8 protein-coding genes are annotated in these 12102 nt (G+C 50.1%); 6 read left to right on the forward strand and 2 right to left on the reverse strand.

The window, feature by feature from the left end:
• Positions 1-44 precede the first annotated feature (44 nt).
• Entirely contained in the window at positions 45-1454 is a 1410-nt protein-coding gene (locus ACW17M_RS01290) for an APC family permease (RefSeq protein WP_457546784.1), read from the reverse strand.
• Between the two features lie 804 nt (positions 1455-2258).
• On the opposite strand from ACW17M_RS01290, the gene ACW17M_RS01295 reads away from it, so the two are divergent.
• The 4 genes from ACW17M_RS01295 (at position 2259) to ACW17M_RS01310 (ending at position 7714) form a co-directional block, all read left to right on the forward strand.
• A complete protein-coding gene (locus ACW17M_RS01295; RefSeq protein ID WP_427770230.1) occupies positions 2259-3746 on the forward strand; it encodes an aldehyde dehydrogenase family protein in 1488 nt (495 codons plus the stop codon).
• A 276-nt stretch (positions 3747-4022) separates the two neighbouring features.
• Positions 4023-4931: a helix-turn-helix domain-containing protein gene (locus ACW17M_RS01300; protein WP_427770232.1), complete on the forward strand. Its 909-nt coding sequence runs from the start codon at positions 4023-4025 to the stop codon at positions 4929-4931.
• 319 nt (positions 4932-5250) lie between these two features.
• Entirely contained in the window at positions 5251-5514 is a 264-nt protein-coding gene (locus tag ACW17M_RS01305) for a hypothetical protein (RefSeq protein WP_159177746.1), read from the forward strand.
• Between the two features lie 61 nt (positions 5515-5575).
• Positions 5576-7714 carry a methyl-accepting chemotaxis protein gene (locus ACW17M_RS01310; protein ID WP_457546785.1) on the forward strand — a complete coding sequence of 713 codons (2139 nt, stop codon included), beginning with the start codon at positions 5576-5578 and terminating at the stop codon, positions 7712-7714.
• A 357-nt stretch (positions 7715-8071) separates the two neighbouring features.
• Here ACW17M_RS01310 and ACW17M_RS01315 read toward each other — a convergent pair whose 3' ends face one another.
• A complete protein-coding gene (locus tag ACW17M_RS01315) occupies positions 8072-9712 on the reverse strand; it encodes a GMC family oxidoreductase (RefSeq protein WP_427770234.1) in 1641 nt (546 codons plus the stop codon).
• Between the two features lie 213 nt (positions 9713-9925).
• On the opposite strand from ACW17M_RS01315, the gene ACW17M_RS01320 reads away from it, so the two are divergent.
• Together ACW17M_RS01320 and ACW17M_RS01325 are read left to right on the forward strand one after the other, a co-directional pair.
• Entirely contained in the window at positions 9926-11032 is a 1107-nt protein-coding gene (locus ACW17M_RS01320; RefSeq protein WP_457546786.1) for an NAD/NADP octopine/nopaline dehydrogenase family protein, read from the forward strand.
• Positions 11033-11056: 24 nt separating this feature from the next.
• Positions 11057-12034 (forward strand): 3-hydroxybutyryl-CoA dehydrogenase, encoded by a 978-nt coding sequence (locus ACW17M_RS01325; RefSeq protein WP_457546787.1) that lies wholly within the window; start codon positions 11057-11059, stop codon positions 12032-12034.
• The last annotated feature ends 68 nt before the right edge of the window (positions 12035-12102 follow it).

Here is a 12102-nt window from a genome sequence, read left to right on the forward strand (position 1 = left end):
AGCCGCTTTTTTTACCGCGAAAGAAATTCGGGCTAACACTATAGCTATTCGGGGGTGAAAAGACCTTTCTTCATATATAACTTAACCCATAATATAGCGATGATACTAATAACTAGCAGAAGACTTCCCGCAGTAGCGTAAATTTGCTGTGTTAACTCAGGTGTGGGGGAGTTATTGAATGCAACGTAACCCATCCCGATAATTCCCAGCAGTTGCGGCACAGGGAAGAAAGGGCTTTTATAAGGACGAGGTAATTCTGGATAGCGAATTCGTAAAACAATGATATCAATATGAGCTATGATATAAGCCAATAACCAGCTGGTAGATGCTGAGATAACCAGTACGATGATAAAATCAATACTCATCGAGATCATGAATATAGAAACCATTAGCGACATGAACACAATGGCTACCCATGGAGTTCCAAACCGCTTGCTGGTTATTTTTAACTGCGGAAACGATTGCCCGTTTTCTGCCATACCCTGTAGCATGCGCGAAACACTGGCAAGAACTGTATTGACAGTACTACAAGTCGCTGCAATGGCCATCACAGTCGCAAAGAGAAGGCCAGCCTTCCCAAAAACCGCATTCGCATAATCAAGATAAGGAATAGGTGTGCCGATTAGCGTTTCGGGCGTTAAGTACTTAGAAGCTCCCCAGATAAAGAAGGTATATATACCTAGCATTATACATAGTGACAGCATCATTGCCCTAGGAATATCCCTCTCTGGTTTTTTGACTTCATTTACCATTGGGCAAATAAATTCAACACCTACAAACATCCACATTGCGAGGGAAATAAGTCCAATTGTATCTAAACTTAACGCCTGTTTAAAATCCCAGGTAAGTGCTGAATTTTCCAGCACGGGGTGCGGCTCGGCGATCCCAGTTACAGCTGTTAATCCAATAGTTATCAATGCACATACTAGAATAAAAGCAAAGAAATTTTGAGCCTTTGCAAATACATTTGTTCCTAAAATATTGGTGATTGTTAAAGCAATTAAGATAACAAACGGTATCAGCATCGGGGGGAACAAGCCGGGCAATAACTCATTCAATATCGCATCTACCAGAAACATTTCGGCAGGAATCCCTAGCACTCCCACAACGACGTAGCCTGCATATACGGCCAGAATTGCAGGAAAGTGCCCGATTGCTTTTTCGGTATACGTACCTAACGTTCCAGCATGCGGAAACATAAGCGACAGTTCAGAGAAGGTCATAGCATTGAAAAGAGAAAGGATGAACGCAATAATAACAGCTGCGACAAAGGCTGTCCCTCCAATGCCCACACCCTGCAAGGCCGACAGCATCGATCCCTGAACTATAACTAAGCCAATACAAATAGAGATCATCGTAATGAAGCCGAGGCGAGACCTCTTTCGAGCCTTCCCATCTACAAGGGGGTCATAGTCCCCCACCATTCCTGATTTAGGGTTATCTACTTTATTCATTTTTTAACCTCACGAACCAAAAGGCAATTTGTTGAGTATTGTTAGGTAAAACCACGGTCTTAATATACTCATATGTAAATTGTTTTTACTTGATCCTTTCTGCCATAAATTTGAATTTTTGTGACCAATTTTTCCTGGCAACAGGCCAAACTTTGTACTTCCTATCTGCAATTATATTTCTTTAACTTGCCAGAAGTATGCAGCCGAAGTGCCTGGAAGTTTTATCGCAACACATATTAGGGTTCCTAGTTATCCTGCGCTTCCATCGGTTTCGGCAGCCCCATATCTCCTGACAATTAAGCCGCTTAAAGCTGCACGCTGACTAAATAAAGAAGCCCAAGAAACCCAGGTTCTTCCATAGCACTGAACCTGGCATTTTATATTAAAGAGGATTGCGTGAGCCCAGCGATATAATTCATATTTTTTGAAATAGCTGCAAAATTTTTTTATCGATAGAGATTGAATTCCGAGTTCATCGAAAAAATTTAATAGGCCTTAATTAACTTGGTCTTCAAAAACTTCTCCTCACTAGGCTAGGCAGCCATAGACAACAAGCTTGGCAGCCACAATCAATTTTCGATTGCGGATTAAGGATCCAATAGAGTTTACGATGATCCATGCAGCGAAGCTTCAATGTCGATACGAGATTAGGGCTACATCGTTGTTCTGTGCGCGGTGAGAGCCATGATCCTTGGCATCGTGCCACTTGAGCTTTTTTACGATCAGATGAAGGGGCTTTACGGTCTGATTGACTAACGACTGCTACCTTAACTTTGAACTATCTCACGTTGCCCAGGAGCCCTCATGAACGAAATACAGCTTTTGCCTCAGGTTCAAGACTTTCTTCAACAGAACCACGCCCACTTTATTGACGGCCAGTACTATAAGGGCCATTCCAATACTAGTATCCCGGTCATTAATCCGGCTAACGAAGAAGTGGTTACCGAGATTGCGAACGCCAGCAAAGCCGATATCGAAGCAGCGGTCTTTTCGGCCCGCAGTGCGTTTAAAGGAAGCTGGGCAGAGACCTCTCCTTATCAGCGCGGTGTGGTTCTTAACCGCTTAGCCGATCTTATCGAAGCAAACGGCGAGGAACTGGCCCAGCTGGACACCCTTTGCTCAGGCAAAACTATTCATCTATCGCGGATGTTCGAAGTTAGTCAAAGTGCAATATTTTTGCGTTACTTCGCTGGCTGGGCGACCAAAATTAACGGCGAAACTATGAGTCCTTCTTTTCCCTCCATGGCTGACGAGAAGTACACTGCGTTTACCCGTCGCGAACCAGTTGGCGTAGTAGCAGGCATCGTGCCGTGGAATTCGTCTGTGATGATCGGTGTGTGGAAAATCGCCGCCGCGTTAGTCACCGGCTGTACTATCATCATCAAACCTAGCGAATTTACTCCGTTGACAATGCTACGTTTGGCACAGCTAGCGGTAGAGGCCGGCTTGCCTCCTGGGGCGTTTAATGTGCTCAATGGAGCAGGAGGGGTCGGTGCGCAACTGATTAACCACCCGCAAGTGTCTAAGGTCTCTTTCACCGGTTCAGTGCCGACCGGTCTTAAAGTTGGCCAAGCTGCAATGGCAGCTAGCCTTACACGTGTGACATTGGAACTGGGGGGCAAGAACGCAGCTGCGTTGCTGCCGGATGTAAATGTCGATGCGGCTGTTGCAGGCTTGATACAGAGTGGATATGTACACCAAGGTCAGGTCTGCGCGGCGCCGGAACGTGTGTACGTACCACGTGAGCGATTACAAGAGGTGATAGAGAAATTCAGCGTTGCTTTAGAGCAGCTGACTATCGGCTCTCCACTGGATGAAAGTGTACAGTTCGGGCCGCTGGCCAACAAACCGCAGTTCGACAAAGTTATGGAGTGTTTGCAGGTCGCTCATCAGGAGAGCAAGGTGTTATTTGGTGGTAAAGCACTGCCTCAGCCTGGTTACTTCGTAGAGCCAACCCTATTGCTAGCGCTTAGCTCGCAAGATCGGATGTTACACGAGGAAACCTTCGGCCCAATAATCACCCTGTTAGCGTATGACGACGTAAATGAATTACCTGCTTTGATCAATGATTCACCTTTCGGATTGACTGCCAGTGTTTGGAGCAACGATCTCTCCGGCGCACTGCGCCTAATAACTGAAATTGAAGCAGGTACGGTGTATGTCAACATGCATACTTTTATCGACCCCGCAGTGCCGTTTGGAGGTATCAAGGCTTCTGGTACGGGTCGAGAGTTTGGCAGTGCATTTATTGAGGATTATACCGAAATTAAATCTGTAATGATTCGCTACTGAAGCCTTGTCATCAGGTTGGCGCCTCACTGGCGTCGACCTTCTTTTACAGTTTCAAAGTAAAAGCTGTGTATTCTTAGGTAATAAAAGTCATGAAAAAAACATTAATTAAATTTAATTTAGAAAATATGGATAGGCTAAAATAGCTAAGCTGACAAAAACATTTAAGATGACCATCCCTAAGAATTGTTAATATCAAACAACAACTTAACCTAGTATTTAACATTGCTAATAAAGATTTATCTTTTAAATTCTACCCCCTTCAAAAAGTGGCCCCCCATGCCTATTGCATTCCATCATTGTACAGATGTAACCGAGCATGCCATGTGGTTATCTGGTTGGCAGCAGGAATTTGATCAGATTGACGAAGGGAGCTTTGTTGGGGAAATCATTGATATAAGCGAGCCGGGAATAAGGCTTTTCCGCGAAAGAGCCAACCTCGCCGTCTCACAATTAATGCGTTTTCCAGAAGATCAGTGGCATTTAGCCATGCCGCTACAATGGCCTAACAATTCCCTCTTTCGCTCTGATGCCATTACGGTACTGCCGCGTTGCAACGAGTTTTTGGGTATATCACCAGCTGGCTACGACTTGCTAGTGGTCTCTATAGACCTTAACCGCCATAGCTGGCTAGAACAGAATGCAAGAAAATCCCGGGTGCTCGCAGTTACGCCGGATTTATTCAAGATGGTCAAGCAGCAGTGGTGGGCATTGACAGAGCATTTAAGAACCTGCAGTGGAGAAGCTACTCCATGCACCCAGCAAGCGATAATGTGCCAGCTAAAGGAGGGTATAGACTTGTTACTTGGATCACCATCTTGCACTGTGGTGTCTGATGACAGTAGCAACTACCGCACTCGTCGCTATGTAGTGGATCGCTGCCATGCACTGTCCAAGATGCATCCAGACAATCCGCCTTCGATGATGGCGCTTTGTCAACAACTCAACATCTCACGGCGCACACTACAGTATAGTTTTCAGGCTGAGACAGGTCAGTCTCCGGTGCATTATCTTAGGGCGCTACGTCTCAATGCGGTGCGCCGCAGCCTGATGAGAGACCCTACCCTTTGCTTGGCTGATGCGGCAGCGCAGCAGGGGTTTTTTCATCAGAGTTACTTCAGCCGCGAATACCGTCGCCTATTTCTTGAGCTTCCCTCTGACACTCGCAAACGAAGCCAGGAAGCATAAGAAAGCGCAACACATCGATTAACAAATAATCAATCATATAAAGAATGGAATCGATAATTAGCTCCGCCACCAATTGAAAAGACTTATGTCACAACAACGCGATACCTGATAGGCCCGGTGTTGTACTTGGCCATTGTGCTCTGGTCTCTGATTTTCTGCCAGTTATCAACTTTAATTTACAAAGCTCCGAATGCCTTTTTTTCCGTTAAGCTGGCCACAGAAGACAAAAAATTGTCAGTAGCTGCCAAGTTTTCAAGAGAACTGTATGTTTTGATCAATAATACGAGCGCGAAAATACAAAAATCGTAGAGGCGTAACAATGTATATAAAAACTTCTCTCCCACCCATCGCAAATTTCTCTGAAACAGCGCTTCTCTTAACTTCATTATATTCCCTAACTGCGAAGGCTTATGAAATCTATAAAGAAAATGGCCCGTCAATCGATGCTGATCACGAGGCAACTCTAGGGATTTACAATAGCCAGGACAGCTATTCCCAGTCCGGCACCCTGGACGAAGATGAGCAAAGTTGGCAGGAAGGCTATGTCAAAGATGGCATGCCATGTTCAGAAATTATTATTTAATTTCTAACGCTTTAAGACATCTGCTGCCAAAAAATAAGATAAAACTTAAGGGGTAATAGTCATGCACTTCCGGTCGCTGCGAATCTTCGTTACTGTGCTGGTAGGGGCCTGCTTGGCAGTCGCGGTTCTGATACTCACTGTCTATGCAGTAGTTACCAACTCACAAGCCCAGGAGCGATCTAGCCACGTTACGGAGCAGATGATTCAGGAAGGTGCCAAGCATCGGCTCTACGCAGAGGCCGCCTATCAGGCAGAAAAGATACAACTGCAACTAGGACAGGCATTGGGAGTTGCCAAGAGCCTGGCAAACGTCAATACCCTCATGGGAGTGAAGTCCGGCCAGGAAGACGCGCAACTCGATCTCAACCGACAGGAGGTCATGACCGTCATTCGCCAATTCATGGCCACGAATCCTGAGATCACAGATGCCTATATTGGCTGGGAGCCCAACGCCTTTGGGCCAGATGCCCCTTTTGCCGCCACCAGTGTGCCGGGGCACAGTCCTGATGGTCGATTCATGCCACTCTGGTATCGCGACGAGAACGGCTCACTCCAAGTGATGCCTCAGGGGGCAGATATTATCGAAAGTGATACCCTGCAGCCCAACGGCCTGCGCGAGGGTGAATACTACCTGTGTCCAAAGGAGACGCTGGCGCCCTGCATTACCGATCCAGCTGCTTACGAAGTCGAAAGTAAAACCGTCATGCTGACCTCCTTCAATGCACCGATCGTCGTTAATGGTGAGTTCATGGGCAGCGCCGGTGTCGATCTGTCCGTTGACTCCCTCCAAGCCACATTGAGCGAGGCCAACCGGGCTCTCTATGACGGGGCTGGGGAAATGGCACTGATCGCTTCACGAGGCGGCGTGGTCGCCTACACCCAGGAAGCAGCGATGCTGGGTGAGCCGATGGCGAAGACACTACAGCCCGCGCTGCAGGAGCGTGTCACTCAGGCCCAGCAGGGAAATCTTATCTTCGAAACCGATGCCCAGCAGGGCATGGTCGAGCTCTATTGGCCGTTTACCATAGCGGGGGTCGGCAAGCCTTGGGTGCTAATGATTCGCCTACCTGAAAGTGCTGTGCTCGCGGGGCTGCATGGTCTGCAGGAGCAGATGCAATCCCAGCGTCAAGCCGACATGCTGGGCATGTCCCTTATGGGTCTCATCATTGCCGGATTGGGACTACTGGCGGCTTGGTGGGTAGGTGGTAGTATCGCTCGCCCACTACGCCAATTGGCTGAGCGTATGCGTGATATTGCCAGTGGAAATGGTGACCTGACACAGCGTTTGCCGGTACATGGGCGTAACGAGAGTGCCGCGCTGGCCATACAATTCAATGCGTTCGCCGACAAGATAAACAACGTGCTACTTGATGTCCGTGAGAGCAGTGATTCGGTGCGGGTTGCAGCCAGTGAGATTGCGATGGGCAGCCAAGACCTGTCGTCGCGTACCGAGACTGCGGCCACCAATTTGCAGGAAACCTCCGCGTCGATGGAGCAGCTTACCAGCACTGTCGAGCATACGGCGGCGTCCTCGCGGGAGGCCAACCAGCTATCCTTGTCAGCTTCCGAAGTCGCCTCCCAGGGTGGTGAGGTGGTTTCCCGGGTAGTGCATACCATGGATGAAATTGATGCATCGTCCCGGCAGATCGCCGAGATCGTTTCGGTGATGGATGGCATCGCCTTTCAGACCAATCTGCTGGCGCTTAACGCCTCGGTAGAAGCAGCACGCGCCGGCGAGCAGGGCCGTGGCTTTGCGGTGGTTGCTGGCGAGGTACGCCAGTTAGCCAGCCGCAGCGCCGAGGCCGCACGCCAGATCAAGGAGTTGATTGGAACTTCAACAACCCGGATCCAGGCCGGTGCCGAGTTGGTGCGGGCTGCCGGAAAAACCATGGATGAGATCGTCGCCAGCGTGGCGCGGGTCACCGGCGTACTCGGCGAGATCAGTGCGGCCACCAAGGAGCAAAGCCAGGGCATCGGTCAGGTCAACCAGGCAGTCGCTGAACTGGATCACATGACCCAACAGAACGCAGCGATGGTTGAGGAGTCCACGGCGGCGTCTGACCGGCTCAAGGAGCAGTCGCTGCGTCTGAGCGAGGTGGTAGGTGCGTTTTTTCTGATGGAACGTGGCGCAACCGGTAGAGAAACCACTCCTGCAGAAAGACTCTCGCAACAAGCTGGACAGCTGATGCTTGATGAGTAAACGTAAGTAGAAGATCGAGCCCATGCCGTTTAACGAATCGTGCATCGATCGGCAAGCGGTCACGTGTGACTTGACGCCAGCGCTTACGGCATGGGCCTCGCATTGTTTCAGCTTGCTTATACAGAATATGCTCTGGGCTTCGATAGCGGTGAGAACATGGCCCAGTCTACGTATGGAGAGCTGTGCTAAAGGACTGGCTACTCAGCAGGAAACCGATCAATCTATCACGCAGATTGCCTAGCAAGTGGGAGTTCGCGAATTCAACCCATTTCAACCACTCTTTCAAGCATTAATTTCATAACTCGCCGCGTGAGGTTAGCCGCAATGCACTAATGCAAATAACGGGGAAGAGGCCGCTTACTCATTACAACGAGCAGGCGTGGTGGAAGTTGCTTCAGTAAGCAATATCAAGTCTGCCCCGCGTTCACCCAGCATGATGGCTTGAGCATTGGTATTGCCACTGCTAATTTGCGGGCAAGCAGAGAGGTCAATGACTCGCAGGTTGGTCACTCCATGCACACACATCTGCAGGTCGGTCACCGAGGTAGAGGGATGTGTACCGATTCGGCAAGTCCCCCCGGGGTGATACACGGTTTTGATGGAATGGCGTATAAACTTTTCGATCCCGCTTGTATCACGCCAATCAATGCCTTCTGGTGCGGTCACCTTCTTAATAAGTCCTTTTAGTGCAGGTTGCTGCATGAGCTTAAGGCCAATCTGAACGGCTCGGATTTGGCCATCTAAATCATCTTGGTCTCCGAGATAGTTCGGATCGATAAGGGGTAGATCGGTTGGGTCTGAGCTGCGCAATCGCACTTCACCACGTGCTTTGGGGCGAAGGTGACCAACCTTGACAGTCAACCCATGTTCTGCCGCGGGTGGCGCTTCACCTGGCGTATTGTCGAAATTATCCAGAACAGGTAGAAACATTAGTTGAATGTCCGGTCGGCCAACGCCCAAGCTATCAATGAACGCACCACCTTCCAGAATATTGCTGGTCAATAGGCCGCTACGGAAGGCTAGCCATTGCGCCATATGTTTGATTCCGCGAAGACCTTTATCTTCTCCCAGTATGCTGTTTTGTGAATGAGTAGTGGCGTTGAGCGAGAGATGAAGATGGTCATGCAAGTTTTGGCCAACAGGTAGGTCAATTATTGGCTCAATACCGCGACTGGATAGATGCTCTTTGGGCCCGATACCTGAGAGCATAAGTATCTTTGGACTGCCAAATGCGCCCGCACTCAGGATAACTTCTTTGCGCGCCCGAACGGTTATCGGCGTGCCGCCTTTTTGGCTAAATTCCACGCCTAGCGCGCGGCCCTCTTCTATGATGACTCTGTGTATCAGAGTCCCTGTGGTGACTGTTAGCTGGCTACTTTTTTGTGCCGTTTTAAGATAGGTTCTAGAGACGCTGGCACGAGCGCCATTTAGAGTAGTTGTTTGATAAAAGCCAATGCCTTCCTGAGTAGCGCCATTGAAATCATTAACGTAGGGAAGGCCCATCTCCTGGCCAGCGCGCATAAAAGCCATTGTTAGTGGGTGGCGATAGCGGTTTTCACTGACAGGTAGAGGGCCGTTTTGACCGTGGTACTGGCCGCTAAGGCTTTCGTTTGATTCCGCTTTTCGGAAATAGGGCAGTACGTCTTGATAACCCCAGCCGGTGCAACCCCACTGAGTTACCCAGTCATCGTAGTCCTTGTGCTGACCACGAATGTAAATCATCCCATTTACCGAACTTCCACCACCCAGTACTTTTCCCTGCGCGATGATCATTTCGCGGTGATTGCAGTGCTGCTGAGGTACTGTCATGTAGGGCCATGACTTTTGTTGAAATACTTTTACCACTGTCGCGGGGATGGTATGGAAAGGGCTGCTATCTTTGCCCCCAGCTTCGAGTAATAAGACGCTCCCCGCATTGTTTTCGATCAAACGGCTGGCAACAACACAGCCTGCTGAGCCAGCGCCAACCACAATATAGTCATATTCCTGTCTGCACATTAGAGGCCTCGTCATTGGAATTTTATTCTGCCCCTATCCAAGTTGATTTTGTCAGCAGAAAATTGATCAGGGTGGACAAACTATTTGTATTTGGCTGCACGAAGTTAATTGCGTTTTTTGAATATCGGTTGCGTATTGTGGATATCCGTCAGCAACGCTATGGCTATACCGTTTAACGATGCCTGAAGGTGTTAACAAGAAACGGAGATCAGCATGAAAGTCAGTGTTATTGGCGGTGGACATGGTTGCTACGCCGCAGCCATCGAGATGGTGGAGAAAGGTTTCGACGTGACATTGTGGCGTCGGGATGGCAATGCTCTGCAAGAGTTGCGTCAATTGGGCTATTTGGACGTTAAGGATGCGCAAGGTGAACGGCGTATCCAGATTGGCACTCACAAGGATCAACTATCTCTAACAGATAGCCTGACGGAGGCGGCGCAACAGGCGGAGCTACTGATTGTGCCGTTACCCGCCACTTCCCATGACACTCTAGCCGACCAACTAGGGCCGTTACTACGGGATGATCAGGTGGTCTTTCTACCTCCGGGTACTTTCGGCAGCTACCTGTTCCACCGAGCGATGCGAAAAGCGGGCAACGACAGCCAAGTGGCCTTCTGTGAAACGGGAACGCTGCCCTATTTGGCGCGTAAGCACGGTGCTAATAAGGTAGTCATCAGTGTTTATGCAACCCGGCTCCCTACCGGCGTCTTCCCCAGCGAACTGTCAGCACATGCCTTCTCTGTATTGCGGGAGGCCTATCCCAGCGTTGAACCTATCGAAGATGGCCTTAGTGGCGCCTTAATGAACGCTGGCCCTATTATCCACCCGCCTTTAATTATGATGAATGCGGGGCCACTGGAGCATTTTGATGCCTGGGATATTCACAATGAAGGAACCCAGCCCTCTATCCGAAGCGTGACCACCGCGCTAGATAATGAGCGTATCGCGGTGCGTGAAAAGTTGGGTTACAAGCCCTCCCATTTTCCTCTTGCCAATCACTACGCCTCTGAAGGAGAGGAGTGGATGTATGGCCGGGGCGCCCACGGCAAACTGACCGATAGTGGCGACTGGCGAGAGAACATCGACCTTCATAGCCATCGTTACATGCTGGAGGACACCCGGATGGGGCTCTCCTTCATCGTGTCGGTTGGCCGCTGGGCGGGGCAGCCCACGCCAGTAGCGGAGGGGCTTTTGAGCATTGCTTCGGCGATCACCGGCCAAGATCTCTATGCCCAAGGCCGAACGCTGGAAATGCTGGGACTGGACTCGCTCTCCCAGGCGCAGATGCGCTCTTTATTGACGTATGGCATTCAGGCCTGACCTACCGATAGAGGAGACCGCATCATGCAGGACAACATCATCGTCTTGGGAGCAGGAAGAATGGGAGAAGGTATTGCCCTCTCATTCATTCTGGCTGGGAAGGAGGTCGTGCTGATCGACTTCAAGCCGCGCAGCCCTGAAGAGCGTCGGCACTATTATGAGCAGGCTCGCAGTCGGCTAGTGACGGAGCTCAAGTATCTTCAGGAGAAGCGGCTCATTCAGGAAGAGCAGATCGCTTCAATGGTGAAGCAGCTTCGTATCGTGGATGACCAGCAGGTGCAGATGTTGGCGGGAAGCCGTCTGGTTTTCGAGGCGCTGCCTGAAGTCGGCGAGATTAAGCAGCAAGGGCTGGCCTGGGCAAGCCGACATTTGGATAAAGAGGCTGTTATCGCCTCAACGACGTCCACTTTTCTGGTCACCGAACTCGCTTGCATGGTTAGCCATCCGGCCCGTTTTATGAACGCCCACTGGCTTAATCCTGCCCATTTGATGCCCTTAGTGGAGGTAAGCCGGGGCAAGGATACCGAGCAGCGTTATGTCGATGCGCTGTTCACGGTGCTTAAAGGGATAGGAAAAGTACCGGTGCTGTGCGAGGCGGCGCCGGGCTACATCATTCCCCGCCTGCAGGTGCTGCTCATGAATGAAGCCGCGCGTATGGTCGAGGAGGGCGTTGCCAGTGCCGAGGATATCGATGTGGCCATTCGAGTCGGGCTGGGGTTGCGCTATTCGGTGCTGGGAGTGCTGGAGTTCATCGATTGGGGCGGTGGCGATACGCTTTTCTACGCCTCCAACTACCTGTGCGACAAGCTGGATAACCGATTCAAGTCACCTGAGGTTATTACCCGGAATATGCAAGAGAAGCGTCGAGGCTTCCAAGATGGCGTGGGCTTCTTCGACTACTCAGGGGTCGATCTGTCGAACTACCGAAAGCAGCGCTCCGACGCTTTTCTAAAGCGTCTCGAGCTGCTTGACCTGATGCCAGCAGTCACTACCCGTTATTAATCCTTCACAGCCTATAAAGCGCCTATTGGAAACCATGCTGTTCCTGTAGGCCTTCGCCGAGGATAGTC

This window comes from Vreelandella sp. 2A-K22, from assembly GCF_054065485.1.

Bases quoted from the DNA above. Each gene is read 5' to 3' on its own strand.
- ACW17M_RS01290 (WP_457546784.1), bottom strand. From the start codon at position 1,454: ATGAATAAAGTAGATAACCCTAAATCAGGAATGGTGGGGGACTATGAC.
- ACW17M_RS01295 (WP_427770230.1), top strand. From the start codon at position 2,259: ATGAACGAAATACAGCTTTTGCCTCAGGTTCAAGACTTTCTTCAACAG.
- ACW17M_RS01300 (WP_427770232.1), top strand. From the start codon at position 4,023: ATGCCTATTGCATTCCATCATTGTACAGATGTAACCGAGCATGCCATG.
- ACW17M_RS01305 (WP_159177746.1), top strand. From the start codon at position 5,251: ATGTATATAAAAACTTCTCTCCCACCCATCGCAAATTTCTCTGAAACA.
- ACW17M_RS01310 (WP_457546785.1), top strand. From the start codon at position 5,576: ATGCACTTCCGGTCGCTGCGAATCTTCGTTACTGTGCTGGTAGGGGCC.
- ACW17M_RS01315 (WP_427770234.1), bottom strand. From the start codon at position 9,712: ATGTGCAGACAGGAATATGACTATATTGTGGTTGGCGCTGGCTCAGCA.
- ACW17M_RS01320 (WP_457546786.1), top strand. From the start codon at position 9,926: ATGAAAGTCAGTGTTATTGGCGGTGGACATGGTTGCTACGCCGCAGCC.
- ACW17M_RS01325 (WP_457546787.1), top strand. From the start codon at position 11,057: ATGCAGGACAACATCATCGTCTTGGGAGCAGGAAGAATGGGAGAAGGT.